Consider the following 26,565-nt stretch of genomic DNA (forward strand, 5'->3'; position numbering starts at 1 on the left):
GTGGGGACCGGCGCGCTCGAGCCCCCCGCTGAGCGCGCCGGAGTCAGCGCGGCCCGCCGCCGGCGTCGAGGTTGCCGGCCCGGCCCTGCAGCGCAATGACCTCGGTCAGGGTCGACTCGTCGTCCGCGGCGGAGTTGCCGACGTGGTGGAGCACCTTCGGCGAACGCCGGGTGCGCACCTCGAGCCACTTCGCGATACCGGAGAGGATCAGGCACATGGAGATGTAGATGACCGCGACGATGAGACCCGCCTGCAGCAGCGGGCGGCCGGGCTGCCCGCTGAGGTACTTGGCGTAGTAGATGAGTTCGGGGTAGGTGATGATGAAGCCGAGCGCCGTGTCCTTGAGCGTCACCACGAGCTGAGCCACGATGACCGGCAGCATCGCCCGGATCGCCTGCGGCAGCAGGATGAAAACCATGACGCCGGACTTGCGCAGGCCGATCGCGTAACCGGCCTCCTTCTGCCCCTTCGGCAGCGCCTCGACACCGGCGCGCAGCGCCTCGGCGAGCACGGAACCGTTGTAGAGCACGAGGCCGATCACGACGGCCGCGTACGCCGACATCCGGAAGGTGGATCCGGGGATCGAGTTCACGCCGTAGAAGAAGATCATCATCATGACCAGCACCGGCACGGCGCGCAGCAATTCGATCACGACGGTGACCGGCACCCGCACCCAGGCGTGGTCGGAGAGCCGCCCGATCGCCAGCACGAAGCCGAGCAGGATGCTGCCGACCGCGGCGGCGAGGAAGGCGCTCACGGTCGCCCACAGCGCCTGGGCCATCCCCTGCCAGACGAGCGAGTAGGTGAAGAGGTTCCACCGCGCGGCGTCGAACTGGCCGGTCACCGCGAATCTATAGACGACGAAACCGACCGCGGCGACCACGACCAGGACGGTCACGATGCCGAGGAGGAGGTTGCGCCGGACGGCCTTGGGACCGGGGACATCGTAGAGAACGGATGCGCCGCTCATCGGACGATCCTCCACTTCTTCTCGAAGTGCCGCTGCACGAGGCTCAGCAGGAACACCAGGACGATGAACACCACGGCGACCCACAACAGGATCTCCATGACAGTGCCCGGCCGGTTCGCGGAATCGGCGACGGTGGCGCGCAGCGCGGCGAGCTCGGCGATGGAGAAGCCGGCCGCCACCGTCGTGTTCTTCAGCAGCGCGATGAACACGCTCATCATGGGCGGCACCACCGATCGGAACGCCTGCGGCATGACGACAAGCGTCATCACCTGCCCGAAGGTGAGGCCGATCGCGCGGGCGGCCTCGGCCTGCCCCACGGGCACGGTGTTGATGCCGGCACGGAGGACTTCCGCGACATAGGTCGCGGTGTAGATGCCAAGGGCGATGATGCCCAGCGGCATGAACGGGATCTCCGGAAGATCGAGCTTCGGATATCCGAAGACGAAGAAGAAGAACACCAGGGTGAGCGGGGTGTTGCGCACCAGGTTCACGTACACCGTGCCCACGCCGCGGGCGATCGGCACCGGCGAGACCCGCATGGCGCCGACGATGGTGCCCAGCACGAGCGCCAGCGCGCCGCCGCCGAGGAAGAGCAGGACCGTGTTCAGGGTCGCCTGCCCCCACAGGTCGAGATTGCCCAGGAGTGCGTCCACGCGCTCTCTCCTTCCGGTTCGGGTTCGGGGACGTCCGAGGACGTCGGGGAAGAAGCGGCCGGCGGGGTCAGCCCCGCCGGCCGCCCCGGATCACTTCTCGACCGCGGGCTGGGTGACCTTCATGCCGCTGGCGCCGAGGTTCTTCTCGAAGATCGCCTTCCAGGTGTCGCCGCCTTCGGTGAACATCGTGTTGATGAACGTCTGCAGTGCCGCGTCGCCCTTGGCCAGGCCCACGCCGTACTTCTCCGTCGTGAAGGGCTCGCCGACGACTTTGAGCTCTTCTGGATCCTGCGAGGCGTAGCCGATCAGGATGGCCTGGTCCGTCGTCACGGCATCGACCTGCTTGCTGATCAGCTGGTCCACACACGCGGAGTACAGGTCGAGACCGACCGTCTTGGTGTCGGGGAAGTTCGCCTGGATGTTCTGCAGGGGCGTGGATCCGGTCGCGGAGCAGACCGTCTTGCCGGCGAGATCCTTCTCGCTCTTGATCGTGTCCTCGCTCTTGCGCACCAGCAGGCCCTGGCCGGTGACGAAGTACGGGCCGGCGAAGTCGATCACGGCCTTGCGCTTGTCGGTGATCGAGTAGGTGCCGACGTAATAGTCGATGTCGCCGTTCACGATGGACTGCTCGCGGTTGGCCGACGGGATCGGCTTGAACTCGATCTTGTCCTCGCTGTAGCCGAGCGACGCCGCGATCCAGCGCGCGATGTCGATGTCGAAGCCGCTCCGCTCACCCGTGGTCGCGTCCTTGAAGCCGAGGCCAGGCTGGTCCTCCTTGACGCCGATGGTGATCTTGCCGTTCTTGGTGATGCGGTCGAACGTCGGGCTGCCTTCGAGCTTGACGTCCTTGGCGACCTCGAACAGCGGCTTGTCGCTGGTCGGGCTCACGCCCTCCCCCGTGGATCCGGGGCTGGTCGGGCTGCCGCTGTTGCAGCCGGTGAGGGCGATCAGGGCGACGGCGGCGATGCCGATGCCGGTGAGGATCCGTGACTTTCGCATGTGCTTCTCCTTCAGTGCAGGGTGCTGTGGTGCGGGATCAGGTCAGTGGGTGAGCAGCTTGGACAGGAAGTCCTTGGCACGGTCCGACTGCGGGTTGGTGAAGAACTCCTCGGGACCGGCCTCCTCGAGGATCCGGCCGTCGGCCATGAACACGACGCGGTTCGCCGCCTTGCGGGCGAAGCCCATCTCGTGCGTGACGACGATCATCGTCATCCCGCTCGCGGCCAGCTCGATCATGACGTCGAGGACCTCGGTGATCATCTCCGGATCCAGCGCGCTGGTCGGCTCGTCGAAGAGCATCACCTTGGGGTGCATCGCCAGTGCCCGGGCGATCGCGACGCGCTGCTGCTGCCCGCCGGAGAGCTGTGCGGGGAGCTTGGAGGCCTGCTGGGCCACGCCTACGCGCTCGAGCAGCTGCATGGCCTCCTTCTCCGCATCCGCTTTCTTGAGGCCGCGCACCTTGATCGGCCCCAGCGTGACGTTCTCGAGGATCGTCAGATGCGCGAACAGGTTGAACGACTGGAACACCATGCCGACGTCGGCGCGCAGCTGGGCCAGGCCCTTGCCCTCGGCAGGAAGCTCCTTGCCGTCGATCGTGATCGAGCCGCTGGTGATGGTCTCCAGACGGTTGATGGTGCGGCAGAGGGTCGACTTGCCGGATCCGGACGGTCCGATGATGACGACCACCTCGCCCTTGTGCACGGTGAGGTCGATGTCGGTCAGCGCCTGGAAGTCGCCATAGTGCTTCTGCACGTGGTCGACCACGACCAGGGGTGCGCCGACGGAGGCAGGGCGGGATTCGGGCATGTCGGAACTCCGTGAGGACGAGCGAGGCGGATGGAACCGCGGGGTGACGATGACGCTATTGGTTCGCCCGCTCCCGGAGCACTGCGCTTGAGGATTCCTTGAGGGTTTCGTCGCTCCCGTTTCCGGGCGGTTTCCCGCACGCGACAGCGGTGTTCCACAGGATGCGCCGCACCCTCAGTCGTGCGTCTCCCGGTAGTACCGTGCGGCACCGGTGTGCAACGGGATCGGGTCGGTGAAGATCGCCTGCCTGCGATCGAGCAGCGCCGCCGCGGGTGCAACCCGGGCGATCGTCGCGCGCTCGTCGAAAAGCACCGCCGTCGCGTCGTGGATGAGCGCCTCCGGCGCATCGGCGCGGGCGATCAGGTAGTTCGGCACCGTCATCGTCACCGTCGAGCTGTCGATGCCATAGCCGCCGATCGGGAAGTCGGCCTGCCGGTAGGCACCGGCATGCGCCGCGTTGACGGCCTCGACGACAGCCGGCGGAATCGACAGCAACCGGATCGGAGTGCCGGCCGCGAGCGTCGCGATGCCCGGTGTCGGCAACCCGCCCACCCAGAAGAACGCGTCGATCTCCCCCTTGCGCAGAGCCGCGATCGACCCCTCGAGGCCCAGCTCCGGATTGCTGATCGCGGCGGCGTCCACGTCGGCGGCCGCGAGCACGCGTCGGGCGACGAGTTCCACCCCGGAGCCGCGCGCGCCCAGCGAGACCCTGCGCCCTGCGAGGTCGCGCAGGTCGTGCACATCGGATCCGTCCCTGACCACGATGTGCACGTACTCGTCGTACAGCCGAGCGACGGCGACGATCGGGATCGCCTCTTCGAACGCGCCCGTGCCCGCCACGGCGTCCGCGACCGCATCGCCCTGCGCGAAGCCGAGCACCGCCCGGCCGGATCCGATCCGCTCCAGGTTGTCGACGGATCCATTGGTCTGCTGCGCGGTGAACCGGACGCCGAGGCGGGTGGCGAGAGCCGCGGCGTACTGCTGGCCGTAGGCGTAGTAGACCCCGGTCGCTCCCCCGCCGGCGATCGTCTGCGGCTTGTCCGCCCAGCTGCGGTCCTCCGGTGCGCACGAGGCGAGGCTCGACACGCTCAGCACGCAGAGCAGCAGCGCGACCAGCATCCGCGCCGTCCTCCACCCCGACCGCGTCGCGCCACCGCTCGGCGCGGTGCGCCGGGGCCGCCCCTGGCTGCTCTGCACGGTCATCGCGCCTCCGCGGCGGGGAGCACCAGGACTACCCGGAGCCCACCGTCCTCCGGCGCCTCCAGACGCACCCCTGCATCGACCGTGGCCAGCAGATCCGTGGCGATCGCGAGGCCCAGGCCCGTGCCGGGGATCGCGCGCGTCCGGTCACTGCGCCAGTGCCGGTCGGTCGCATGCGCGAGCTCGTCCTCCGCAAGGCCCGGACCGTGATCGCGCACCGACAGCTCGCAAGCGGTCTCCGCGCGCGCCACCGTGATGTCGACCACCGTGCCCGCCGGCGAGAACTTCACGGCGTTGTCGATCACGGCGTCCAGCGCGCTCTCGGCGATGGTCTCATCCGTGGTGGAGCGCACCGGTGCATGGACGTGCAGAGCCAGTGCGACGCCTTTCGCGGCCGCCGCGTCCTGCCAGGCCACCACGCGGCGCTCGGCGAGATCGGCGAGATCGACCGGATCGCGCAGCGGCGCGGGATCGGATCCGCGCGCGAACGACAGAAGGGTCTCCAGGATCCTCGACATCCGCCGGCCCTCTTCGCGCGTCGCCTCGACCTCGTCGTCCCAACTGCGGTCCAGGCCCGTCGCGAGCGATTCCACCCGCAGCAGCAGAGCGCTCAGCGGATTGCGCAGTTCGTGCGASGCGTTGAGGGCGAACTCCTGCTGACGCGACACCACGCGCTCGATCTCCTCCGCCATCCGGTTGAAGAGCAGGATCATGCGGTGCAGCTCCGGGGGTCCGGTGTCGTCGGCGATGCGCGCCTCCATGTCACCGCGCTCGATGGCCTCCATCGCCTCGTCCACGCGGTGCACCGGCTTGAGCACCCAGCGCGCGAGGCCCAGCACCACGAGCAGGCCGACCCCGATCGCGACCACGCTGACGACGCCGAGCAGGATCCACTGCCGCACGATCTCGGCACGCGGCGCCTCCACGCTCGCGGACATGACCACGGCGCCGATGACGTCACCCTGATCGAAGATCGGCTCCACCAGCGACTGCTCGGCGAACTGCCACGGCAGCAGGACGGGCTCCGGCAGGTCGCTGCGCCGCCCGGAGAGAGCGAGCTGCACCTTGTTCACGGTGGCGTCGTCGAGCACCGGGGACTCGCCCTGCTGCGGTGACCAGGGTCGCCCGGACCGGTCGACCACGATCACGCGCGTGCCGTACAGATCGTGGTACCGCTGCAGTTCGCCGTCCAGCACTTCGGAGCTTCCGGACAGCAGCGCCTGCCGCGCGCTCGTCACGAACGTGCCGATGTCACCGACCTGCTGCGTGTAGAAGCCCTGCTGCACGCTGCGGGAGGCCGCCCAGCCGTATGCGCCGCCGAGCAGCAGCAGCACCGCCGCGAGCGGCACCAGGAACACGATGAACAACCGCTTCCGCACGGGTCACAGTCCCGTCAGCCGGTAGCCCACGCCGCGAACCGTCTCGATGAGCGCCGGCCGCCCCAGCTTGCGCCGGATCGAGGCGACGTGCACCTCGAGCGAGCGGGCGAAGCTCTGCCAATCGGTGTTCCACACCTCGCGGATGAGTCGCTCGCGCGGCACGGCGACTCCCGGATACCTGGCCAGCACCGCGACGATGTCGAACTCCTTGCGGGTCAGCTCCACCGGCTCGCCGTCCACGAGCACCCGGCGCGCGACGAGGTCGATCCGCACACCGTCGATGTCGATGCCGACCGGCCCGACCTCGCCGGCGATCGCATGGCTGCGGCGGGTGACCGCCTCGATGCGGGCGAGCAGCTCCTGCACGTCATAGGGCTTGACCAGGAAGTCGTCGGCCCCGGCGCGCAGTCCCCGTATGCGCTCGTGCACCTGACTGCGCGCGGTGGCGATGAGGATCGGGACCCCGCTGACCGCGCGGATGCGGCGGCAGAGGTCGATGCCGTCGATGTCCGGAAGGCCGAGATCGAGGATCACGGCCTCCGTGTCGGTGCCGAGCATGTCGAGAGCGCCCCGTCCGTCGCCCGCACGCTCCACCGCATAGCCGGCACGGCCGAGGAACCCGGCGAGGGCGTCGGCCACGCGTTCGTCGTCTTCGACGATGAGGATCTTCATACTCAGGCGCGCTGGGCGAACGCGCTCTCGTAGAGGCAGACACTGGCGGCGGTGGCGAGGTTCAGCGACTCGGCCCGGCCGAAGATCGGCAGCCGGAGCGCCCGATCGGCCAGCTCCAGCGCCGGCTCCTCCAGCCCGTGCGCCTCGTTGCCGAACAACCACGCCGTGGGCCGGGCGAGCACGCCTTCGGCACGGGCCGCGAGCAGGTCATCGCCCTTCACGTCCGCGGCGACGACCTGCAGGCCGGCAGCGTGCGCGCGCTCGATGACATCGGCGAGATCGCCGCCGACCGAGACCGGCAGATGGAAGAGGGATCCGGTGGTCGAGCGCACGACCTTCGGGTTGTACAGGTCGACCGTGCGTCCGGTGAGCACGACCGCGTCGGCGCCCGTCGCGTCGGCGGCGCGGATGATGGTGCCGAGGTTGCCGGGGTCGCGCACCTCCTCGCAGATCGCGACGAGGCGCGGAGCGGCGGCGAAGATGTCCCGCACGGACGTGGGCGTCYGCCGGGCCACCGCGACCACGCCCTGCGGCGTGACGGTGTCGGCCATCGCCGCGAGCACGAACTCGGTCACGTACTCGAAGCGCACGTCCGCGTCGGCCGCCGCCTGACGCAGGTCGCCGTGCTTGTCCCATGCGGTCGGCGTCGCGAAGAGCTCGACGATGGCCTCGGGCCGATAGGACAGCGCTTCGCGGACCGCCTGCGGGCCCTCCAGCAGGAACAGGCCTGTCTCGGTGCGGGCGCTGCGCTTGGTGAGCTTGGCGACGGCGCGCACGCGCGGGGATCGGGGGTTCTCCAGCACGATCACAGTCTAGGGACACCGAAGGGGCGCCGCCCTCATGGACGACGCCCCTTCGTGATTCAGATGCTTACGCAGCCGACTTCGTGCTTACGCAGCCGACTTGGGCGCGTTGACGTCCGCCGGCAGAGCCTTGCGGGCCGTCTCGACCAGCGCGGCGAACGTCGCCGGCTCGTTGACGGCGAGCTCGGCGAGCATGCGGCGGTCGACCTGGACGCCGGCGAGACCGAGGCCCTGGATGAAGCGGTTGTACGTGATGCCGTTCTGGCGGGCAGCGGCGTTGATGCGCTGGATCCACAGACGACGGAAGTCGCCCTTGCGCTTGCGACGGTCGCGGTACGCGTAGACGAGGGAGTGGGTGACCTGCTCCTTCGCCTTGCGGTACAGGCGCGAGCGCTGGCCACGGTAACCCGAGGCGCGCTCGAGGATGACGCGACGCTTCTTGTGAGCGTTGACGGCGCGCTTGACTCTAGCCATTTTCGTGTGTTCCTGTTCGTGAGATCGGGCGCGTCAGCGGCCGAGGAGCTTCTTGGCGACCTTGGTGTCAGCCTTCGACATCACCTGGTCCTGGTTGAGGCGGCGGGTGCGGCGGCTCGACTTGTGCTCGAGGTTGTGRCGCATCCCGGCCTGCTGCTTCTTCAGCTTGCCGCTGCCGGTGATCTTGAAGCGCTTCTTGGCACCCGAGTGGGTCTTCTGCTTCGGCATCTTCTCTTCCTTCGTATGGCGCCCAGCTGGGCGACAGGGTTCTGCCCGCGCATTGCGGGAGGTCTGTGTGGGGCTTATCGCTCCGACCGGATCACTCCGTGGTCGAGGCGGGAGCAGCCGATTCTGCGGGCTCTGCCGGCGCGCCCGGCGCCTTGGCGTCGCGGGCCGCCTGCTTGTTGGCCGCGCGCTGCGCGTCGCGCACCGCGTTCTGCTCGGCCTTCGCCTCGGACTTGTTCTTCAGCGGGGCGACGACCATGACCATGTTGCGTCCGTCGATGGTGGGGTTGGACTCCACCGTGCCGAACTCGGCCACGTCCTCGGCGAACTTGCGGAGGAGCCGCACGCCCTGCTCGGGACGGGACTGCTCCCGACCGCGGAACAGGATCATCGCCTTCACCTTGTCGCCGGCCTTCAGGAAGCCCTCGGCACGCTTGAGCTTGGTCGTGTAGTCGTGCGCCTCGATCTTCAGACGGAAGCGCACCTCCTTCAGGATGGTGTTCGCCTGGTTGCGGCGAGCTTCCTTCGCCTTCTGCGCGGCCTCGTACTTGAACTTGCCGTAGTCCATGATCTTGACCACGGGAGGCTTCGAGTTCGGGGCCACCTCGACGAGATCGAGGTCGGCTTCCTGCGCAAGACGCAGTGCGGCCTCGATGCGGACGACGCCGATCTGCTCACCCGCGGGGCCGACGAGGCGGACCTCGGGGACGCGGATGCGCTCATTGGTGCGGGGATCGCTGATGCGGACTCCTTAGACGATGGTTTCGGCCACCGTGATCCGGACGGATCACGGGCGAAATCAGAATCGTCCCACCCGCCGGCAGTCAGACGCCGGCGACACCCTGACCCGCTGCACAGCTGTCGCTGCACGGCGGCTACCGATGTGAATCGGCGGAGTGCTGGACCCGGTAGCCTTGAGCGGCAAGCGCGGGTGGGAAGTGAATCCTCTTTCGTGCCGGGACATAAGCCCCGGAGCCCGCAGAAGTCTATCAGAAGGCAAGACCTTCGGAAAGCCGGCACTGTGAGCACTCCCGCGCCCGACGGCCACGAGCACGTCTCCCCCTCCACCTCCACGCTGGATGACACCGCGACGGGCGCCGCCCGGGACATCGCCGACGTCGCCGCCGTCGAGGTGATCACCACCGCCGCCGTGCATCTGCTCAGCGCCGCCGCGGTCAAGGTCGGCCTGGCCGATGACCCCGAGACGCAGAAGGATCTGGACGAGGCCCGCAAGCTCATCAACGCCCTGGCCGGCCTCATCACGGCCGCCGCCCCCGAGATCAGCGACATGCACGCACGCTCGCTGCGCGACGGGCTGCGCTCCGTGCAGCTCGCGTTCCGAGAGGCGTCCGTCATCCCGGATCCGATCGGGCAGGGGCCCGGCGAGAAGTGGACCGGCCCGGTCAACTGACCGGGCTCGCCCGCACCCTCAGACGCTGGCGCGCAGCTTCACCGTGAGCGAGTCGACGAGCACGGCGATGCGGTCGTCTGCGGCCCAGCGCTGAGCGAGACGCGCGAGCACCGCATCGAGCGTCTCCCGGTCCAGTCCCTCGACGAGCTCGAGCGTGACGACGAGCTCCGGGCCGCGCAGGCGCGCGTCCGGGTCGCCTGCGGAGACGGCGACATCGATCACGGCGAGCTCGCTGCCGACGCTCTCCAGAAGGCCCGCGTAGACCTCGGGCGAGAGGAAGCTCGGCTCCCACTGCTGCCCCTGCGCGATCGCCCACACCGCGGGACGGCGCAGCACGAACTCGGTCTCGGATCCGGGGTCCAGCACGATGAGCTCCGCGCCCCCCGAAGAGGCGGACAGCGCCACGCGGGCGGCCTCGACAGGGATGGGGCGCGCGATCGGATCCCACGCGCGCATCGTGTCGACGCTCGTGAACGCCGGCTGCACCGTGCGTCCGTCGGGCGCGGCGACGGTGACGAGCGAGAGCTCCTGGGTCTTGTCCACCGTCAGGCCCGACGGTGCCACGCCCTCCTCGCCCTTCTCCGCGACGAGCGGCACGAGCACGCGCGCGGCGCGGAACGCGTCGACGACCTCGGCCTGCGACCCGGCACCGGCGCGGAACCGGGTCAGCGCGTCCCAGAGAGCCGGGTCCGCAGAGCCGTCATCACCCGCGCGGGTGTTCTCCTCGAACGAACGCCCCGCCCAGGGAACTCCTGCGGAGTCGCCCGTGCTGGGATGCGCGCCGTGATCGTGATCGCATCCGGCAGCACCGGACACGGCACCGTCAGGATCCGGCGACATCCAGCGCCTCGGCCAGGGTGAACGCGCCGGCGTACAGCGCCTTGCCGACGATCGCGCCCTCGACGCCGAGCGGCACGAGCTCGCGGAGCGCGGCGATGTCATCGAGGTTCGCGATACCGCCGGATGCCACCACGGGCTTCGGGGTGCGCGCGGTGATCTCGCGGAGCAGGTCGAGGTTCGGCCCCTTGAGCGTGCCGTCCTTGGTGACGTCGGTGACGACGTAGCGGCTGCAGCCGGCGTCCTCGAGGCGGTCGAGCACCGTCCAGAGGTCTCCGCCCTCCTTGGTCCAGCCACGGGCGGCAAGTGTTGTGCCGCGCACGTCCAGGCCCACTGCCACGGCATCGCCATAGCGCGCGATGACGTCGGCGGCCCACTCGGGGTTCTCCAGCGCCGCGGTGCCGAGATTGATACGTGACGCGCCCGACTCCAGCGCCGCCTCGAGGCTCGCGTCGTCGCGGATCCCGCCGGAGAGCTCCACGTTGACGCTGCGGAACTGCTTGATCACGCGGCGCAGGATCGCCGTGTTGCTGCCGCGGCCGAACGCGGCATCGAGGTCGACGAGGTGGATCCACTCGGCGCCCTGGTCCACCCACTCGGCGGCGGCATCGAGCGGATCGCCGTAGCTGGTCTCGCTTCCGGCCTCGCCCTGCGTCAGGCGCACGGCCTGGCCGCCGGCGACGTCCACCGCCGGGAGCAGGGTCAGGGAGGGGGACTGCGCGAACTCGTTCATGTCGTCCTTCGGGTCACGGTGCGCTGCGCTCTTCGGGCGCGGCACGAGAAGAGAGTAGTCCGGGTGCGTGCGGGGCACCAATCCCCCGCCGTCACACTCCGAGGAGGGGGTCAGAGCGTGGAGATCCAGTTGCGCAGCAGCTGGATGCCGGCCTCGCCGGACTTCTCCGGGTGGAACTGGGTCGCGGACAGCGGTCCGTTCTCGACCGCGGCGAGGAATCGCGAGCCATGCTCGGCCCAGGTGAGCCGGGGCTGCGGGAACGGCGGCATGACGTCGAGCTCCCACGTCTGCGCGGCGAACGAGTGCACGAAGTAGAAGCGTTCGTGCTCGATCCCCCGGAACAGGACGCTGTCCGGGTCGGGCTCCACGGTGTTCCAGCCCATGTGCGGCAGCACCGGCGCGTCCAGCTCGGTGACGATGCCGGGCCACTCCCCGAGGCCGTCGACCTCGGCGCCGCGCTCGACACCGCCGGCGAACAGCACCTGCATGCCCACGCAGATGCCCAGAACAGGACGACCGCCGGCCAGGCGCCGTTCGATGATCTCGTCACCGCCGTGCGCGGCCAGCGCCTCGCGGACGGCCGCGAACGCGCCGACGCCCGGGACGACGAGCCCGTCGGCCTCGAGCGCCGCGGTGCGATCGCCGGTGAGCTCCGCGTCCGCGCCGGCGCGGATCAGCGCCTTCACGGCGGAGTGCACATTGCCGGATCCGTAGTCGAAGACCGCGACGGTCGGACGGCGACCCTCTGCCTGGGCGGTCACAGCGCGCCCTTGGTGGAGGGCACGCCGACCACCAGCGGGTCCAGCGACTTGGCCTGACGGAACGCGCGCGCGAACGCCTTGAACTCGGCTTCGGCGATGTGGTGCGGGTCGCGACCGCTGATCACGCGCACGTGCACGGTGAGCGCCGCGTTGTACGCGATCGCTTCGAAGACGTGACGGACGAGGGATCCCGTGAAGTGGCCGCCGATCAGGTGGTGCTCGTAGCCCGCCGGCTCGCCCTCGTGAACGAGATAGGGCCGACCCGAGATGTCGACGACCGCCTGCACGAGCGCTTCGTCGAGGGGCACGAGAGCGTCGCCGTAGCGGGAGATGCCGCTCTTGTCGCCCAGCGCCTCGCGGATCGCCTGACCGAGCACGATCGCGACGTCCTCCACCGTGTGGTGCGCATCGATGTGGATGTCGCCCGAGGCGCGCACCGTAAGATCCGTCAGCGAGTGCTTCGCGAACGCCGTCAGCAGGTGGTCGAAGAACGGGACCGAGGTGTCGATGTGGCTCTGACCCGTGCCGTCGAGGTTGAGCTCGAGCTCGATCGTCGACTCGGACGTGGAGCGKGTGCGRCGCGCGGTCCGGGCCGCAGCAGGGGTCTCAGCGGTCATGAGGCCGATCCTATCGAGGCGAGGGCGTCCAGGAATGCGGTGGTCTCGGCCTCTGTGCCGGCCGTGACGCGCAGGTGGTTCGGGATGCCGACATCGCGGATCAACACGCCCTTGTCATACAGAGCGCGCCACGTTGCCGCCGGGTCCGCGACGCCGCCGAACAGCACGAAGTTCGACCAGGACGGGTGCGGCGTGTAGCCGAGGGCCTCGAGCGTGGCCGAGATCCGATCGCGCTGCGCGACGATCTCGTCGACCATCGCGAGCATGATCGGCGCATTGCGCAGGGCCGCGACCGCCGCCGCCTGGGTGAGGGCGCTCAGGTGGTACGGCAGGCGCACGAGACGCAGTGCGTCGATGAATGCCGGATCCGCCGCGAGGTAGCCGACCCGCGCTCCGGCGAAGGCGAAGGCCTTGCTCATGGTGCGGGAGACGGCGAGCCGCGGACGTCCCTGCAGCAGCGTCAGCGCCGACGGCGAATCCTTCGGGGCGAACTCCTGGTAGGCCTCGTCCACGATCACGATGCCGCGCGCCGCCTCGTACACCGCCTCGATCACGTCGAGCCGGAGCGGAGTGCCGGTGGGGTTGTTCGGCGCGCACAGCAGGATGACGTCGGGGTCGTGCTCCACGACCTGTGCCACCGCCTCGTCGACGGTGAGCTCGTAGTCGGGGTGGCGGGTACCGGCGATCCAGGAAGCCCCCGTGCCCTGAGTGAGCAGCGGGTACATGGAATAGGTCGGGGCGAACCCGAACACGGTGCGACCGGGACCGGCGAACGCCTGCAGGATGTGCTGCAGCACCTCGTTCGAGCCGTTACCGGCCCAGATGTTCGCGGCGGTGAGGTCATGGCCGAGGTAGCCGGCGAACGCCTCACGGAGCTCTGTGAACTCACGATCCGGATAGCGGTTGACGTCACGCAGCGCCACGGCGATGTCGTCGAGGATGTCGCTCGCGACCTGCTCCGGCACCGGATGCGTGTTCTCGTTCACGTTCAGCGCCACGGGCAGCGGGGCCTGCGGGGCGCCATAGGGCCGCAGCCCACGGAGATCGTCGCGAAGGGGTAAATCGTCGAGCGAGACAGTCACCCTGCCATGCTAGGCGGCCGCGCTGTGGTGCGTGGCACAGATGACCGCGGTTGCTGAGCGACGCCGAAGTACGGTTGCTGAGCGACGCCGAAGTACGGTTGCCGAGTTGCGCCGACGCAGGGTTGCCGAGCTGCTTCGAAGGACGGGATCAGCGCCCGGTCGATCCGTACCGTGCCGGGATCGCCAGGTGCTGTCCGACCGCGATCACACCTCCGTCGACGAGGTTCAGCTTCGAGATCTCGGCGACCACGTCGCGCGGGTCGGCATTCGGCGCGATCTCGCCCGCGATCGACCACAGGGTGTCGCCGGGCTGCACCGTGACGGTCGCGAAGCTGTTGCCCGTCGTCTGCTCCCCGGAGGCGAGCGCGGATCCGCTGCTCAGCGCCGCGAACGCGATCGTTCCGGCCACCGGGAGCGCGACCAGCGCCGCGAGCACGCGCCGGCCGCGTGCGGTGATCCGCAGTCGCGTGGCGGGTACCTGACCGGCGAAGGTGATGCTGCTCATGGTGCTTCTCCTCAGTGTCTGTGTCGGTCCGCCTCTCCCYGGATCCGCATCCTCTGATGAGAATCTTCGAATCCGGGCCTCTGGAGAGGCGAACCTACGTACCGAAACTACTTTCGAGTTCGAACATCTGTCAAGACTTCTTCGAATATCGGTTCCGAAGACTTGCCGACACGCTCGAACAGATCTATCGATTCCGGCCCGATCTCGGATACGGTTTCGATACGAAGACCCCATCACGGACCACCGACATTCGAATCGCCGCCCGCGAATCCATGCCGATCCCACCGATCCGCGAGGGCACGACGCACACGAAGGAGATGGCATGAGCGACGGTGCGACCCCCGGCCCCGAGGTCCCGCGGACACGGCGCCGCAAGAGCCTCAGTGCGAAGCAGATGGCGATCCTCGAGGTCATCCAGACCTCGATCGCGCGGCACGGCTACCCGCCGAGCATGCGCGAGATCGGCGACGCCGTCGGCCTCAAGTCCCTCAGCAGCGTGACGCATCAGCTCGGCCAGCTCGAGCTCAGCGGCTATCTGCGTCGCGATGCCGGCAAGACCCGGGCCATGGAGGTCCTGATCGACCTTCCCGGCACATCCACCGAGAATCCCGCCGATACGGCCCCGTCCGTCGGCGACGCGGCACTCGTGCCCCTCGTGGGCCGGATCGCCGCCGGYGTGCCGATCACCGCCGAGCAGCAGGTCGAGGAGATCTTCCCGCTCCCCCGTCAGCTCGTCGGCAAGGGCGATCTGTTCATGCTGAAGGTCTCTGGCGAGTCGATGATCGACGCGGCCATCTGCGACGGCGACTGGGTCGTCGTGCGCTCTCAGGGCACGGCGGAGAACGGCGAGATCGTCGCCGCGATGCTCGACGGCGAAGCCACGGTGAAGACGTTCCGCCGTCGCGATGGCCACGTGTGGCTGCTCCCCCGCAACAGCGCATTCGAACCGATCCTCGGCGACGATGCGACGGTGCTCGGCAAGGTCGTAGCGGTGCTGCGCGCGGTCTGATTCCCGCCCCTTCCACGTCGAAGCCCCCTCTGCGTACCGAGGCCCCCTCTCAGATCCGTATCTGGGTGGGGGCCTCGGCGCTTGCGAGGGGGCCTCGATGAAGCCCGGTGCGGGAAGGTCAGACCGCGACCGACACGTCCTCGCGGACGCGGCGCGTGGCCTCGACGATGTTGCGCAGCGAGGCGTTGGTCTCCTCGTAGCCGCGGGTCTTCAGACCGCAGTCCGGGTTGACCCAGAGCTGCCGCGTGGGGATCTCCTCGACGGCACGGCGCAGGAGCGTCTCCACCTCGGACGCGTCGGGGATGCGCGGCGAGTGGATGTCGTAGACGCCCGGTCCGATGCCGTGGTCGAAGCCCGACGCAGCGATGTCGGTGACGACCTCCATGCGGCTGCGCGCGGCCTCGATCGAGGTCACGTCGGCGTCCAGCGCCTTGATCGCGTCGATGACGACGCCGAACTCCGAGTAGCAGAGGTGGGTGTGCACCTGCGTCGCCGTCTCGGCGCCCGCGGTGGAGAGGCGGAAGGAGCCGACGGACCAGTCCAGGTACGCGGGCTGGTCGGCCTGCTTGAGAGGCAGGAGCTCGCGCAGCGCCGGCTCGTCGACCTGGATGACGCCGATGCCGGCGGCCTCCAGGTCCGCGATCTCGTCGCGCAGCGCAAGAGCCACCTGGTTGGCGGTCTCGGCGAGCGGCTGGTCGTCGCGGACGAACGACCAGGCCAGGATCGTCACCGGACCCGTCAGCATCCCCTTCATGGGCTTCGCCGTGAGCGACTGCGCGTACTGCGACCACTCGACCGTGATCGGGGCCGGCCGCGAGACATCGCCCCAGAGGATCGACGGGCGGGTGGCACGGGATCCGTAGGACTGCACCCAGCCGTTCTCGGTGACGTCGAAGCCGTCGAGGTTCTCGGCGAAGTACTGCACCATGTCGTTGCGCTCGGGCTCGCCGTGCACGAGCACGTCCAGGCCCAGTTCCTCCTGCAGCGTCACGACGCGGCCGATCTCCTCGCGGAGGAAGCCGTCGTACTCATCCGCCGTGATCTCGCCCTTGGTGAACTGCGCGCGGGCGCGGCGGATCTCGCCGGTCTGCGGGAAGGACCCGATCGTGGTGAGCGGAAGCGCGGGCAGATCGAGCGCGATCGACTGCGCAGCCACCCGGGCGTCGTAGTCGCCGCGGTCGAAGTCCGTGGCGGTCAGTGCGGCGGTGCGGGCACGGACGGCGTCCACGCGCACGCCGGGCGCGCCGAGCCGGTCGGTCAGAGCGGCGGAGGCGGCGTCGAGCTCCACGGCGATCGCGGCGCGGCCCTCGGAGAGACCCTTCGCGAGGGTGGTGACCTGCGCGACCTTCTGGTCGGCGAAGGCGAGCCAGTTCACCAGGCGGGCGTCGAGCTTCGACTCGTCCTCGACGTCGTGCGGCACGTGCTGCAGCGACGTGGAGGTCGACGCGGACACACCGGCCGCACCGAGGTCGCGCAGTGCCTCGAGCGTGTCGAAGGCTGCGGCCAGGTCGCCCCGCCAGATGTTGTGCCCGTCGATCACGCCTCCGACCAGAACCTTGTCGGCGAGTCCCGGAACAGCGGCGGGCACGGTGCCGCGCACGAGGTCGAGACCGATGGCCTCGATCGGAGCCGCGGCGAGGACGGCGAGGTTCGCGTCGAGCGCGGCGTAGGGCGCGGCGACGAAGATCGCCGGACGCTCGGCGAGGCCGCCGAGAACCGCGTAGGCGCGCGAGGCGGCGGCGCCGAGTTCGGAGACGGACGACGGCAGCGACTCGCTCACCAGGGCGGGCTCGTCCAGCTGCAGCCACTCGGCGCCGGCGGCCTTGAGCGCACCGAGCAGCTCGGCGTAGACCGGGACCAGGTCGTCCAGGCGGGACAGCGGGTCGAAGCCCTCCGGGGCCTCGTCAGCCGCCTTGGCGAGCGCGAGGAAGGTGACGGGGCCGACGATCACGGGGCGGGTGCGGAAGCCGGCCTGCGCCGCTTCCTGCACCTGACGCACGATGCGGTCGCTGGAGAGCGAGAAGGCGGTGTCCGGTCCGATCTCGGGTACGAGGTAGTGGTAGTTCGTGTCGAACCACTTGGTCATCTCGAGCGGCGCACGCTCTCCCTCGCCGCGGGCGATGGTGAAGTACGCCGGCAGGCCGATCGTGCCGTCGGCGGACCGAAGGTCTTCGAAACGAGCGGGGATCGCGCCCACGGTGACGGCGGCATCGAGCACCTGGTCGTAGTACGAGAAGGACTCGGGGATCGCCGAGTCGGCGCGACCCAGGCCCTGCTCGGCGAGGCGCTCGCGCGTCGTCGCGCGCAGCTCAGCGGTGGTGCGCTCGAGCTCGGCCTCATCGATCCGTCCGGCCCAGAACGCCTCGACGGCCTTCTTGAGCTCACGGCGGCGGCCGATGCGCGGGTAGCCCAGGATGGTGCCCTCGGGGAATGCGGTCATGACGGTCCTCTCTGACGGAAGGGGGAAGGAAGCGGCCTAGTGCGCGCCGCGGGAATCTGCGAACTGCGGGATGCCCTGCGGAGAGACGGCGCTGCGCTCGGGCAGCACGCCGGCCCCCTCGAGCACATCCAGCACGGTGCGGTGCTGGTTGAACGCGTACAGGTGCACGCCCGGCGCGCCGCCGTCCACCAGCTCTCGCACGAGCGACACCGCATGCGCGACGCCGATCTCGGTGCGGCCATCGGCCGTCGGCTCGACCTCGAGGGCGATGGACAGTTCGGCGGGAAGCTCCTCGCCGCTGAGCTCCAGCACACGGCGCAGGCGCGCGGGCGAGGTGATCGGCATGATGCCCGGCAGGATCGGGATCGTGACCCCGGCGCGACGTGCGCGCTCCACGAACGCGAAGTAGTCGTCGGGGTGGAAGAACAGCTGCGTGATCGCGAGGGTCGCCCCCGCGGCCTGCTTGGCCAGCAGCGCGTCGATGTCCTGGTTGCGATAGGTCGAACGCGGATGCCCGTTGGGGTAGGCGGCCACGGCGATGCTCACCTTGCGTCGCGGCGTCACCTGCACGGCTCGCGGAACGCCGGGGATCGGTCGCTCCTGGTACGGCGCGCGCTCGGCCTGCGCCCGGTCGATGAGCTGCACGAGCTGCGCCGAGCTCTCCAGATCCCCGAGGAACGGCTCGCTCTCGTCGAGCGGCGGGTCGCCGCGCAGGGCGAGGAAACTGAGGATCCCAGCGTCGAGGAACTCCCGGATCAGCCGCGAGGCTCCGGCATACGTGTTGCCGACGCAGGTGAGATGCGCGAGCGGCTCGACCGAGGTGTGCTCGCGGATGTAGCGCAGCACGTCGAGCGAACGTCCCCCGACGGACCCGCCGGCGCCGTAGGTCACGGAGATGAACCTCGGCGCGGCCGTGGCCAGCTGCTGGATCGTCTCGTGCAGCGCCTCGATCGGGGCGGTAGTGCGCGGCGGATACAGCTCGAAGGAGAGCGGCACGCGCGGCTGAGCGACCCCGGCGGGGGCGAACGGCGGCGCGTCGAAGGACATCTCTCTCCAGGGTCGTGGCGGTCACCCCACGCTAGGCGGCGCCGCGATGCGACGCATGCTGTGTTTCACCATGTGTCGGCTCGCGCTCTTCTAGGCTCGGGCCATGAGCACTCCGCACGGATCCTGGCCCTCTCCGCTGTCCGCCCCCGGCCTCGCCGTCGCCGGCACGAGGATCGACGGCGCCCGGTACGCCGCGGGCGGGATCTGGTGGAGCGAGTCGGTGCCGCAGGAGCGCGGACGGATGCGTGTGATGCACCGGGACGCCGCTGGCGCCGTGCACGAGGTGCTGCGCGCGCCGTGGAACGCCCGTTCGCGCGTGCACGAATACGGCGGCGGCGCGTGGACGGTGGCCGAGGACGGAACCCTGCTCTTCGTCGACGGCGAGGACCAGCGTGTGCACCGCCTGGATCTCGGCGCGACGGCGCCTGTGCCGCTGACCGCGGCGGGCCCGCGCTACGGAGGGCTCCTGGTGCAGCAGGGCCGCCTGTTCGCGGTGCGCGAGGACCTGCGCCCCGACCCGCACCAGCGCGCGATCGTGGAGATCCCGCTGGACGGATCCGCGGCGGACGACGACGCGGCCGTCACCATGGTCCTCAGCGGCAACGGCTTCTTCGCGCACCCGGCGCTCTCCCCCGACGGTGCGCGGCTCGCGTTCGTCGCCTGGGACGAGCGCAAGATGCCGTGGGAGCGCGCGATCGCCTTCGCGGTGGACCTCGCGACGGGAGCCCGCTCCACGATTCCCGCGCGCGCCGCACTGCAGCCCGAGTGGCTCTCCGACGACGAGGTGCTGTTCGCCGACGATGCGAGCGGCCGCTGGAATCTTCACCGCGCGCGGATCCCCGTGCAGCCGGCGCCCCCGATCCCGACGCCTCCCGCCATCAGGGAGGACTCGCCCTTCGTCGACGCCGACACCGGCGGCGGCCTGTGGGTGCTCGGGCAGCGCTGGTTCCGGGTGCTCGATGACGGCAGGATCCTCGCCGTCCGCACGAACGGATCCGATGCGCTCGTGCTGCTCGATGCCGACGGCACGCTCCTCCGCGAGCTCGACGTGCCGTTCAGCGGCGACCTGAGCCTGGAGGACTCCCTCGGTTCCCGCGCGCTGGTCACCGGACAGGGCGCGCAGGTCGCACCCGGCCTGTGGGAGTTGGACGTCGATGCAGGCACCGTGCACGCGATCCGCGGCGGAGACCCCGTGGATCCGGCCTGGGTCCCCGGGGCGCGTCCCGTGACCTTCGACGGGCCGCACGGCCCCGTGCACGCGTTCGACCACGCCCCGGCGAACCCCGATGTCGACGCGGATCCGCGCGCGCTGCCGCCCTACGTCGTGCACGTGCACGGCGGACCCACCGCCCACACGTCCGGCGCGCAGGCGGGCTGGATCACGTACTTCACGAGCCGCGGCATCGGCGTGCTCGAGGTGAACTACGGCGGCTCGACCGGGTACGGGCGCGCGTACCGGGAGCGCCTCGACGGCCAATGGGGCGTCGTCGACGTGGACGATGTGCTGGCTGCCGCGCAGGGCCTCGCCGATGCGGGCGTCGCGGATCCGACCCGCATGGCGATCCGCGGGGGTTCGGCCGGCGGATGGACGGTGCTGTCGGCCCTGGTGCGCGGCGGGGTGTTCGCCGCCGGCCTCGACCGGTACGGCGTCGTGGATCTGCGGCTTCTGGCCGAGGAGACGCACGACTTCGAGCGCTACTACCTCGACGGTCTTGTCGGCCCGCTGCCGGAGGCGGAGCAGACCTACATCGACCGTTCCCCGCTCACGCACGCGGATCGCATCGACGTGCCGGTGCTGATCCTGCAGGGCTCGGAAGACGCGGTCGTGCCGCCTTCGCAATCCGAGGCGATCCGCGACGCACTCGCCGCCCGCGGAGTGCCGCACGAGTACGTGCTGTTCGAGGGCGAGGGGCACGGCTTCCGGCAGGCGGACACGATCGTCGCCGCCGCCGAGGCGGAACTGCGATTCCTGGGCGGTGTGTTCGGGTTCGACCCGGTGCCGTGAGAACTGGCAGCCGAGCCTGAACCCGGCTACTCCCCCAGACGGTTGCGGCTGCGCATCGCGCGCTCCGCCTCGCGAGTGTCCTGACGCTCGCGCAGGGCCTGCCGCTTGTCGTACTCGCGCTTGCCCTTGGCGAGGGCGATCTCGACCTTGGCGCGTCCGTCGGAGAAGTACAGCCGCAGCGGGATCAACGTGTAGCCGCCCGCGGAGACGGCGTGCGAGAGCTTCGCGATCTCCTCCTTGTGCAGCAGGAGCTTGCGGATCCGCTTGGCCGAGTGATTCGTCCAGTGCCCCTGCGAGTACTCCGGGATGTGCACGGCGTCGAGGAACGCCTCGTTGCCCTTGATGAACGCATAGCCGTCCGTCAGGTTCGCACGTCCCTGGCGCAGCGACTTCACCTCGGTGCCGGTGAGCACGAGTCCCGCCTCGTACGACTTCTCGAGGTTGTAGTCGTGACGTGCGCGACGATTGGTCGCGATGACCTTCTCCCCGCGTTCCCTGGGCATGGTTGTCTCCTGGATCTGTGCCGTGCGGGCGCACGGCAGCCTGTCAGCCTATCAGGCTCGCAGCCAGCGACGTATCGCGAACCCGGCGCTGAGCACGGCGAGGATCACTCCGATGCCGATGAGCACCGGAACCACGAGCAGTGCGTCCTGCCACCCGACCCAGGTCGTGATGAAGGCCACCCGCTTCGTGAGGTACTCCTGCACGCCGAAGTGCACGCCTAGCAGCACGGCGGCGCTCGCGAGCACCGATCCGATGACCGCGGCGAACACGCCCTCGAGCACGAACGGCGTCTGGATGAACCTGTTCGAGGCGCCGACGAGCCGCATGATCCCGATCTCCCGCCGTCTCGCATACGCAGACAACCGGATCGTCGTGCCGATCAGCAGCACGGCGGCGATGAGCATCAGCACGGCGATCCCGACGGCGATGTAGGTCGCGACGGTGAGCGCATTGAAGAGCGGATCCAGATACTCCAGCTGATCCTTCACCTCATCCACGCCCTTGATGCCGCTGAAGGCCTCGGCGATGACGGCGGACTGGGTCTGGTCCTTCAGGTTCACCTTGAACACCGCATTGACCTGGTCGGCGGTCAGCACACCGGCGTAGTCCTTGCCGACGAGCTTCAGGGTCTCCTGGTAGGCCTCGTCCGCGGTCTGGAAGCTGCTCTTGGCGATCAGCGGCTTGAGCGTGTCGCCGTCGAGTTCGGCCTGCACGGCCTTGATCTGGTCCTCGGTCGCGGTGCCGCCAATGCAGCCCGGCGACGTCGACACCGACGAGCACATGTAGATCGCGACCTGGGCGCGATCCTGCCAGTAGGCGCGCATCGTGCCGATCTGCGCCTGCATCAGGATCGCGGCACCCACGAAGGTGAGCGAGACGAAGGTGACCAGCACGACCGAGATGACCATGGAGGCGTTGCGGCGCAGGCCCGTGAGCGCCTCGCCGAGGATGAGTCCGAACCTCATGACGTCGGACCCACTTCCTCGTCGTCGCCGGTATCGAGTCCGAGCCGGTCGGCGACCCCGAGTTCGGCGAGGTCGACGGTCGGCACGGTGATGGGGCGCGTGGCGGGCCGCGCATCGTCCGACGGTTTGACCGTCGGCTGCTGAAGCGCGGACGCCGAGGCGGGAGTCTCGTCGCGGGCCTCGGAGGGGGCCGGAACCGGATCCGCGATCGCGGCCTCGGTTTCGCGGTGCACCTCGCGCACGGTCTGCAGTGCGGCCGTGGCCGCGGCCCCGCGGATCGCCTCGGGCGTCAGACGCGGGACGTTCGAGGTGTCGCCGTACCCGCCGCCGACCTCGTCGCGCACCATCTCACCGTCGCGCAGCTCGATCACGCGGCGCTGCATCTGGTCGACGAAAGCGGCCTCGTGCGTGGCCATGACCACGGTGGTGCCGCCGGCGTTGATCCGTGCGAGCAGCTGCATGATGTCGACTGAGGTGCCGGGGTCGAGGTTTCCGGTCGGCTCGTCGGCGAGCACGATCTGCGGACGGTTCACGATGGCGCGGGCGATGGCCACGCGCTGCTGCTCGCCTCCGGACAGCTCGTGCGGCAGGCGCTTCTCCTTGCCGCTCAGGCCGACGAGGGCCAGCGCCTCGGGCACCGCCTGCTGGATGAAGCCGCGGGAGGCGCCGGTCACCTGGAGCGTGAATGCGACGTTCTGGTAGACGGTCTTGGAAGGCAGCAGGCGGAAGTCCTGGAAGACGGATCCGATGCTGCGCCGGAAATAGGGGACCTTGCGGTTCGCGATGGACTTCAGGTCGCGTCCGAGCACGGCGACGCGGCCGGACGTGGGCGACTCCTCGCGGAGGATCAGCTGCAGGCAGGAGCTCTTCCCGGATCCCGACGCGCCGACGAGGAAGACGAACTCGCCTCGCTGCACCTCGAAATCGACCCCGGAGAGCGCGGGACGCTTGGTGCCGCGATAGCGCTTGGTGACGTTCTCGAATCGGATCATGGCGAGTCGAGCCTAAGCGGGCGGCGCGCCCAGTCCGCGAGCGACACCCCACCGCGGCGGGTTCCCCGCTATGAGGTGGCTGGGATCGTCAGGACGGTTCGTTGCCGATCACRAAGGCGAGGAACGTCACGATCGCACCGAGCAGCGCCAGCCCCGCCGCCGTCGCACCGACCGCCCGCCATGCCCTGGTCGCGCTCATCCTGCGCACCTCCTCTGCCGCCCTGGAGAGCCTTCGATTCTACCGCCGCCGGCGGGATTGCCACCAGGAGCTCGCGTCAGAGCCGGATGAAGATCGGCGGGCCGGAGCTCGCCCACGGGGCGTGGTGCTCGACGTAGCGACCCCAGTCGGGCGAGTCGATGATGCCGCCGGCACCGTCCCAGATGCCGATGTGCCGTCCGGGCCACCAGACCAGGTCGCCCGCTCGCGCCTCGTCGGCCGAGATCACGGTGCCGAGCGCAGCCTGGTTGTCGGCGCCGCGGGGCAGGCTGACGCCGAAGTGCCCGAACACGTACTGCACGAGTCCGTCGCAGCCGAAGGAGTCGCTCGGGTCGGCGCCCCAGCCGTAGGGCACGACGCCGACGAACGTCTGGGCATACGCGACGATCGCCTCGCCGGAGTAGTTCTGCGGCGCCGCGGCCGCCGGGGCCGCGGATGCGGCGGCGGGCGCCGGATCCGGTGCGACGACCGGTGCCGGCGGCGTGTACAGCACGTCGAAGACGGCTCGGCTCGCGCTGGGCTCCTGCGCTGCGGAGGCGACTGTGTAGGTCTGCGGGGCTACGACGAGCGACACCGTGTGCGCCGCGGGCGCGGCAGCTCCCGGCGAGAAGGCGTACGCAGCCGTCGCCGCCACCGGGACGATCAGGGCCGCGATCGCGCAGCCGGCTGCCGTCTTCCGTGTCACAGTCATCGGGATTCTCCGTGTCACAGTCATCGGGTCACCACCCTACGACAATCACGGCCGCGGCACCCTGGAAAGTCCCTGAGCCGTCAGCGACGGACGATCAGTCGTCGTCCTTGCGCTTGCGCCACCGGATCCCGGCGGAGATGAAGCCGTCCAGGTCGCCGTCGAACACCGTCGCGGGGTTGCCGGACTCGTGGCCGGTGCGCAGGTCCTTCACGAGCTGCTGACCGTAGAGGAAGTAGGAGCGCATCTGGTCACCCCAGCTCGCGGTGATGTTGCCGGCGAGCTCCTTCTTCTTCGCCGCCTCCTCCTCCTTCTGCAGCAGCAGCAGGCGGGTCTGCAGCACGCGCATGGCGGCGGCGCGGTTCTGGATCTGCGACTTCTCGTTCTGCATCGAGACGACGATGCCGGTCGGGAGGTGCGTGATGCGCACGGCGGAGTCGGTCGTGTTGACCGACTGGCCACCGGGTCCCGACGAGCGGAACACGTCGACGCGGATGTCGCCCTCGGGGATGTCGACCTCGGTCGCCTCCTCCATGAGCGGGATGACCTCGACGGCCGCGAAGGACGTCTGGCGCTTGTCGGCGGATCCGAACGGGCTGATCCGGGCGAGGCGGTGCGTGCCGGCCTCGACCGAGAGCGTGCCGAACGCGTAGGGGGCGTCGACCTCGAACGTCGTGGACTTGATGCCCGCCCCCTCGGCGTAGGACGTGTCCATGACCTTGACGGGGAACTTGTGGCGCTCGGCGTAGCGCAGGTACATGCGCAGCAGCATCTCGGCGAAGTCGGTGGCGTCGTCGCCGCCGGCGCCGGAACGGATCGTGATGATCGCGGCGCGTTCGTCGTACTCGCCATCCAGCAGGGTCTGCACCTCGAGCTGGTTCACGGTCTCGGTGAGGGAGGCGAGTTCGGCGCGCGCCTCGGCGGCGGAGTCCTCGTCCTCCATCTCGTTGGCGAGCTCGATGAGCACCTCGAGGTCGTCGAGGCGCTGCTCGACCTCGGTGACGCGCTTGAGCTCGGACTGGCGGTGGCTGAGCGCGCTCGTCACCTTCTGCGCCTTCTCAGGGTCGTCCCAGAGGTCGGGCGCGCCCGCTTCCTCGCTGAGGCGTTCGATGTCGGCGCGGAGTCCCTCGACGTCGGCGACCTCGCGGATGTCACCGAAGGTCTGACGGAGGGCCGCGATTTCGGCGGAGAGATCAAGTTCGAGCATGGCGGTACCAGACTACCGTGGAGCTGTGATGGTTCGAGCGTCGGCTGTGCTGTGGAAGTTCGGCCCGATGGTGTACCTGCCGACGCTGCTATTCTCGCTCGGCGAGGGCGCGGTCCTGCCGCTCATCCCGGTGATCGCCGCGAGCCGTGGGGCGACGCTCGCCTCCGCCGGCCTCATCGCCTCGGCGCTCGTGGTCGGCCAGCTGTGCGGCAACATCCCCGCGGGGTGGCTGGTCGCGAAGGTCGGCGAGCGGGTCACGATGGTGGTCGCGGGTGCCCTCTCCCTCATCGGCGTGGTCGCAGGGGCACTGGCGCCGAGCCTTGTCGTGTTCACCGTCGCGGTGTTCGTGGTCGGGATGTCGGCGGCGGCCTTCGGGCTCGCCCGGCACGCGTTCATGACCACACGGGTGCCGGTCGAGTTCCGCGCTCGGGCGCTCTCACTGCTCGGCGGATCCTTCCGCGCCGGGATGTTCGTGGGCCCATTCCTCGCAGCCGCCCTGCTCGCCCTCTTCCACACCGAGAACGCGGCACTGTGGTTCTTCGCGGTCCTGCTGGTCGCATTGATCCTGCTCGTGCTGTTCGGACCGGATCCGGAGGCGCAGGCGCAGTCGTCCGCGGCGGAGCACGAGGGCGCTGTCGAGGACACCGGCGAGGCCGTCAGCGGGTCGATCCCCACCATCGAGCGCGCGGGGGTGTTCCGCACGATGTGGCGCAACCGCGGCGTGCTGGGGCGCCTGGGACTCGCCGCGGCGAGTCTGTCGGCCGTACGCTCCGCCCGCCAGGTGGTGCTGCCGCTGTGGGGCGTCTCGATCGGGCTGGACGCCTCGTCGATCGCGCTGGTGGTCGGCGTGTCCGGCGCGATCGACTTCGCCCTGTTCTACGCGAGCGGTCAGGTCATGGACCGGTTCGGCCGTCTCTGGGCCGCGTTGCCCGCGATGGTGCTGATGGGCGCGGGCTTCCTGGTGCTCTCGCTCACGCACGACGGGAGCACGAACGTGCTCTGGTTCGGGATGATCGCGGCGGTGCTGGGCGTCGGCAACGGGCTGTCCAGCGGCATCCTGCTCACGCTCGGAGCAGACGTGGCTCCGCAGTCGGAACCGGCGGCGTTCCTCGGCTCCTGGCGCACGCTCACCGACGCCGGCGGGGCGATCGCTCCCCTGCTGTTCTCGGGCATCGCGGCGATCAGCTCCCTCGCGATCGGCGCCGCAGCCATGGGCGCGATCGGCGTGCTGGGCGCGGTCGGGTTCCTGCGTTGGATCCCCCGGTTCGTGCCGCGGCGCACAACGCCGTAGACCCACCGCAGACGATCATCGCTCGGCACGGCCGATCCCCTATCACGTCCTCCGCCCTGACGCAGCCCGCCC

The 26,565-nt window shown here is 69.8% G+C and carries 28 protein-coding genes; 4 read left to right on the forward strand and 24 right to left on the reverse strand.

What is annotated here, in order from left to right; all coding sequences use genetic code 11:
* Nucleotides 1–43 precede the first annotated feature (43 nt).
* The 11 genes from AC1DMN_RS08895 to infC form a co-directional block, all read right to left on the reverse strand.
* Nucleotides 44–970, reverse strand: coding sequence for an amino acid ABC transporter permease (locus AC1DMN_RS08895; protein WP_441976170.1), 927 nt, complete (start codon nucleotides 968–970; stop codon nucleotides 44–46).
* Nucleotides 967–1,623, reverse strand: a complete 657-nt coding sequence (locus tag AC1DMN_RS08900) for an amino acid ABC transporter permease (RefSeq protein WP_440734461.1) — start codon at nucleotides 1,621–1,623, stop codon at nucleotides 967–969. The genes AC1DMN_RS08895 and AC1DMN_RS08900 overlap by 4 nt, the downstream gene beginning before the upstream one ends.
* Before the next feature lie 90 nt (nucleotides 1,624–1,713).
* Nucleotides 1,714–2,622: a glutamate ABC transporter substrate-binding protein gene (locus tag AC1DMN_RS08905; RefSeq protein ID WP_440734462.1), complete on the reverse strand. Its 909-nt coding sequence runs from the start codon at nucleotides 2,620–2,622 to the stop codon at nucleotides 1,714–1,716.
* A 42-nt stretch (nucleotides 2,623–2,664) separates the two neighbouring features.
* On the reverse strand, nucleotides 2,665–3,429 hold the full coding sequence (locus AC1DMN_RS08910; RefSeq protein ID WP_440734463.1) for an amino acid ABC transporter ATP-binding protein: 765 nt from the start codon (nucleotides 3,427–3,429) through the stop codon (nucleotides 2,665–2,667).
* Nucleotides 3,430–3,603: 174 nt separating this feature from the next.
* Complete coding sequence (locus tag AC1DMN_RS08915; RefSeq protein WP_477229357.1) at nucleotides 3,604–4,632, reverse strand: TAXI family TRAP transporter solute-binding subunit; 1,029 nt, start codon at nucleotides 4,630–4,632, stop codon at nucleotides 3,604–3,606.
* Nucleotides 4,629–6,008, reverse strand: coding sequence for a sensor histidine kinase (locus tag AC1DMN_RS08920; protein WP_477229358.1), 1,380 nt, complete (start codon nucleotides 6,006–6,008; stop codon nucleotides 4,629–4,631). Before AC1DMN_RS08920 ends, AC1DMN_RS08915 begins: the two co-directional genes overlap by 4 nt.
* Nucleotides 6,009–6,011: 3 nt before the next feature.
* Nucleotides 6,012–6,680, reverse strand: a complete 669-nt coding sequence (locus AC1DMN_RS08925) for a response regulator transcription factor (protein ID WP_440734466.1) — start codon at nucleotides 6,678–6,680, stop codon at nucleotides 6,012–6,014.
* Nucleotides 6,681–6,682: 2 nt separating this feature from the next.
* Nucleotides 6,683–7,483: a TrmH family RNA methyltransferase gene (locus AC1DMN_RS08930; RefSeq protein ID WP_477384120.1), complete on the reverse strand. Its 801-nt coding sequence runs from the start codon at nucleotides 7,481–7,483 to the stop codon at nucleotides 6,683–6,685.
* 87 nt (nucleotides 7,484–7,570) lie between these two features.
* On the reverse strand, nucleotides 7,571–7,957 hold the full coding sequence (rplT, locus tag AC1DMN_RS08935; protein ID WP_045272308.1) for a 50S ribosomal protein L20: 387 nt from the start codon (nucleotides 7,955–7,957) through the stop codon (nucleotides 7,571–7,573).
* A 33-nt stretch (nucleotides 7,958–7,990) separates the two neighbouring features.
* A complete protein-coding gene (rpmI, locus tag AC1DMN_RS08940; protein WP_440734468.1) occupies nucleotides 7,991–8,185 on the reverse strand; it encodes a 50S ribosomal protein L35 in 195 nt (64 codons plus the stop codon).
* A gap of 91 nt (nucleotides 8,186–8,276) precedes the next feature.
* On the reverse strand, nucleotides 8,277–8,924 hold the full coding sequence (infC, locus tag AC1DMN_RS08945) for a translation initiation factor IF-3 (RefSeq protein WP_440734731.1): 648 nt from the start codon (nucleotides 8,922–8,924) through the stop codon (nucleotides 8,277–8,279).
* Nucleotides 8,925–9,257: 333 nt separating this feature from the next.
* Between infC and AC1DMN_RS08950 the strand changes: the two genes are divergently transcribed.
* Nucleotides 9,258–9,593, forward strand: coding sequence for a DUF1844 domain-containing protein (locus AC1DMN_RS08950; protein ID WP_440734732.1), 336 nt, complete (start codon nucleotides 9,258–9,260; stop codon nucleotides 9,591–9,593).
* Between the two features lie 18 nt (nucleotides 9,594–9,611).
* On the opposite strand, the gene AC1DMN_RS08955 is transcribed toward AC1DMN_RS08950, so the two are convergent.
* The 6 genes from AC1DMN_RS08955 to AC1DMN_RS08980 all read right to left on the reverse strand — a co-directional run bounded on the left by AC1DMN_RS08955 (nucleotide 9,612) and on the right by AC1DMN_RS08980 (nucleotide 14,128).
* Nucleotides 9,612–10,433 carry an SseB family protein gene (locus AC1DMN_RS08955; RefSeq protein WP_477229359.1) on the reverse strand — a complete coding sequence of 274 codons (822 nt, stop codon included), beginning with the start codon at nucleotides 10,431–10,433 and terminating at the stop codon, nucleotides 9,612–9,614.
* Nucleotides 10,417–11,163 carry a bifunctional 1-(5-phosphoribosyl)-5-((5-phosphoribosylamino)methylideneamino)imidazole-4-carboxamide isomerase/phosphoribosylanthranilate isomerase PriA gene (priA, locus tag AC1DMN_RS08960; protein ID WP_441976443.1) on the reverse strand — a complete coding sequence of 249 codons (747 nt, stop codon included), beginning with the start codon at nucleotides 11,161–11,163 and terminating at the stop codon, nucleotides 10,417–10,419. Before priA ends, AC1DMN_RS08955 begins: the two co-directional genes overlap by 17 nt.
* A gap of 110 nt (nucleotides 11,164–11,273) precedes the next feature.
* Nucleotides 11,274–11,924 (reverse strand): imidazole glycerol phosphate synthase subunit HisH, encoded by a 651-nt coding sequence (hisH, locus tag AC1DMN_RS08965; protein ID WP_440734470.1) that lies wholly within the window; start codon nucleotides 11,922–11,924, stop codon nucleotides 11,274–11,276.
* Nucleotides 11,921–12,541 (reverse strand): imidazoleglycerol-phosphate dehydratase HisB, encoded by a 621-nt coding sequence (hisB, locus tag AC1DMN_RS08970; RefSeq protein WP_441976175.1) that lies wholly within the window; start codon nucleotides 12,539–12,541, stop codon nucleotides 11,921–11,923. The genes hisH and hisB overlap by 4 nt, the downstream gene beginning before the upstream one ends.
* Nucleotides 12,538–13,623: a histidinol-phosphate transaminase gene (locus tag AC1DMN_RS08975; protein WP_441976176.1), complete on the reverse strand. Its 1,086-nt coding sequence runs from the start codon at nucleotides 13,621–13,623 to the stop codon at nucleotides 12,538–12,540. Before AC1DMN_RS08975 ends, hisB begins: the two co-directional genes overlap by 4 nt.
* A gap of 148 nt (nucleotides 13,624–13,771) precedes the next feature.
* Nucleotides 13,772–14,128, reverse strand: coding sequence for a LysM peptidoglycan-binding domain-containing protein (locus AC1DMN_RS08980; protein ID WP_477229360.1), 357 nt, complete (start codon nucleotides 14,126–14,128; stop codon nucleotides 13,772–13,774).
* A 322-nt stretch (nucleotides 14,129–14,450) separates the two neighbouring features.
* Here AC1DMN_RS08980 and lexA point away from each other — a divergent pair, with 322 nt between their 5' ends.
* On the forward strand, nucleotides 14,451–15,137 hold the full coding sequence (gene lexA, locus AC1DMN_RS08985) for a transcriptional repressor LexA (protein ID WP_477229361.1): 687 nt from the start codon (nucleotides 14,451–14,453) through the stop codon (nucleotides 15,135–15,137).
* Between the two features lie 118 nt (nucleotides 15,138–15,255).
* Here the strand turns inward: lexA and metE are convergent, their stop codons facing one another.
* Nucleotides 15,256–17,577: a 5-methyltetrahydropteroyltriglutamate--homocysteine S-methyltransferase gene (metE, locus tag AC1DMN_RS08990; RefSeq protein ID WP_477229362.1), complete on the reverse strand. Its 2,322-nt coding sequence runs from the start codon at nucleotides 17,575–17,577 to the stop codon at nucleotides 15,256–15,258.
* Nucleotides 17,578–17,613: 36 nt separating this feature from the next.
* Nucleotides 17,614–18,624: a methylenetetrahydrofolate reductase gene (locus AC1DMN_RS08995; protein ID WP_477229363.1), complete on the reverse strand. Its 1,011-nt coding sequence runs from the start codon at nucleotides 18,622–18,624 to the stop codon at nucleotides 17,614–17,616.
* A 103-nt stretch (nucleotides 18,625–18,727) separates the two neighbouring features.
* Here AC1DMN_RS08995 and AC1DMN_RS09000 point away from each other — a divergent pair, with 103 nt between their 5' ends.
* A complete protein-coding gene (locus AC1DMN_RS09000) occupies nucleotides 18,728–20,629 on the forward strand; it encodes a prolyl oligopeptidase family serine peptidase (RefSeq protein WP_477229364.1) in 1,902 nt (633 codons plus the stop codon).
* A 26-nt stretch (nucleotides 20,630–20,655) separates the two neighbouring features.
* Here AC1DMN_RS09000 and smpB read toward each other — a convergent pair whose 3' ends face one another.
* The 5 genes from smpB to prfB form a co-directional block, all read right to left on the reverse strand.
* On the reverse strand, nucleotides 20,656–21,132 hold the full coding sequence (gene smpB, locus AC1DMN_RS09005; RefSeq protein WP_045272294.1) for an SsrA-binding protein SmpB: 477 nt from the start codon (nucleotides 21,130–21,132) through the stop codon (nucleotides 20,656–20,658).
* Between the two features lie 51 nt (nucleotides 21,133–21,183).
* On the reverse strand, nucleotides 21,184–22,098 hold the full coding sequence (gene ftsX / locus AC1DMN_RS09010) for a permease-like cell division protein FtsX (protein WP_477229365.1): 915 nt from the start codon (nucleotides 22,096–22,098) through the stop codon (nucleotides 21,184–21,186).
* On the reverse strand, nucleotides 22,095–23,090 hold the full coding sequence (gene ftsE / locus AC1DMN_RS09015; protein WP_477229366.1) for a cell division ATP-binding protein FtsE: 996 nt from the start codon (nucleotides 23,088–23,090) through the stop codon (nucleotides 22,095–22,097). The genes ftsX and ftsE overlap by 4 nt, the downstream gene beginning before the upstream one ends.
* 275 nt (nucleotides 23,091–23,365) lie before the next feature.
* Complete coding sequence (locus AC1DMN_RS09020; protein WP_477229367.1) at nucleotides 23,366–23,998, reverse strand: C40 family peptidase; 633 nt, start codon at nucleotides 23,996–23,998, stop codon at nucleotides 23,366–23,368.
* 94 nt (nucleotides 23,999–24,092) lie between these two features.
* Nucleotides 24,093–25,202, reverse strand: coding sequence for a peptide chain release factor 2 (prfB, locus tag AC1DMN_RS09025; protein WP_477229368.1), 1,110 nt, complete (start codon nucleotides 25,200–25,202; stop codon nucleotides 24,093–24,095).
* Between the two features lie 28 nt (nucleotides 25,203–25,230).
* Between prfB and AC1DMN_RS09030 the strand changes: the two genes are divergently transcribed.
* A complete protein-coding gene (locus AC1DMN_RS09030) occupies nucleotides 25,231–26,493 on the forward strand; it encodes an MFS transporter (protein ID WP_477229700.1) in 1,263 nt (420 codons plus the stop codon).
* The last annotated feature ends 72 nt before the right edge of the window (nucleotides 26,494–26,565 follow it).

The organism is Microbacterium sp. 01T413_2 (assembly GCF_056398985.1).

What these genes read in the sequence shown, in the direction of transcription:
- AC1DMN_RS08895 (WP_441976170.1), bottom strand. Translation starts at nt 970, where the DNA reads ATGAGCGGCGCATCCGTTCTCTACGATGTCCCCGGTCCCAAGGCCGTC.
- AC1DMN_RS08905 (WP_440734462.1), bottom strand. Translation starts at nt 2,622, where the DNA reads ATGCGAAAGTCACGGATCCTCACCGGCATCGGCATCGCCGCCGTCGCC.
- AC1DMN_RS08910 (WP_440734463.1), bottom strand. Translation starts at nt 3,429, where the DNA reads ATGCCCGAATCCCGCCCTGCCTCCGTCGGCGCACCCCTGGTCGTGGTC.
- AC1DMN_RS08915 (WP_477229357.1), bottom strand. Translation starts at nt 4,632, where the DNA reads ATGACCGTGCAGAGCAGCCAGGGGCGGCCCCGGCGCACCGCGCCGAGC.
- AC1DMN_RS08925 (WP_440734466.1), bottom strand. Translation starts at nt 6,680, where the DNA reads ATGAAGATCCTCATCGTCGAAGACGACGAACGCGTGGCCGACGCCCTC.
- rplT (WP_045272308.1), bottom strand. Translation starts at nt 7,957, where the DNA reads ATGGCTAGAGTCAAGCGCGCCGTCAACGCTCACAAGAAGCGTCGCGTC.
- AC1DMN_RS08955 (WP_477229359.1), bottom strand. Translation starts at nt 10,433, where the DNA reads ATGTCGCCGGATCCTGACGGTGCCGTGTCCGGTGCTGCCGGATGCGAT.
- priA (WP_441976443.1), bottom strand. Translation starts at nt 11,163, where the DNA reads ATGAACGAGTTCGCGCAGTCCCCCTCCCTGACCCTGCTCCCGGCGGTG.
- AC1DMN_RS08980 (WP_477229360.1), bottom strand. Translation starts at nt 14,128, where the DNA reads ATGAGCAGCATCACCTTCGCCGGTCAGGTACCCGCCACGCGACTGCGG.
- metE (WP_477229362.1), bottom strand. Translation starts at nt 17,577, where the DNA reads ATGACCGCATTCCCCGAGGGCACCATCCTGGGCTACCCGCGCATCGGC.
- AC1DMN_RS08995 (WP_477229363.1), bottom strand. Translation starts at nt 18,624, where the DNA reads ATGTCCTTCGACGCGCCGCCGTTCGCCCCCGCCGGGGTCGCTCAGCCG.
- AC1DMN_RS09000 (WP_477229364.1), top strand. Translation starts at nt 18,728, where the DNA reads ATGAGCACTCCGCACGGATCCTGGCCCTCTCCGCTGTCCGCCCCCGGC.
- smpB (WP_045272294.1), bottom strand. Translation starts at nt 21,132, where the DNA reads ATGCCCAGGGAACGCGGGGAGAAGGTCATCGCGACCAATCGTCGCGCA.
- ftsX (WP_477229365.1), bottom strand. Translation starts at nt 22,098, where the DNA reads ATGAGGTTCGGACTCATCCTCGGCGAGGCGCTCACGGGCCTGCGCCGC.
- ftsE (WP_477229366.1), bottom strand. Translation starts at nt 23,090, where the DNA reads ATGATCCGATTCGAGAACGTCACCAAGCGCTATCGCGGCACCAAGCGT.
- AC1DMN_RS09020 (WP_477229367.1), bottom strand. Translation starts at nt 23,998, where the DNA reads ATGACTGTGACACGGAAGACGGCAGCCGGCTGCGCGATCGCGGCCCTG.
- prfB (WP_477229368.1), bottom strand. Translation starts at nt 25,202, where the DNA reads ATGCTCGAACTTGATCTCTCCGCCGAAATCGCGGCCCTCCGTCAGACC.
- AC1DMN_RS09030 (WP_477229700.1), top strand. Translation starts at nt 25,231, where the DNA reads ATGGTTCGAGCGTCGGCTGTGCTGTGGAAGTTCGGCCCGATGGTGTAC.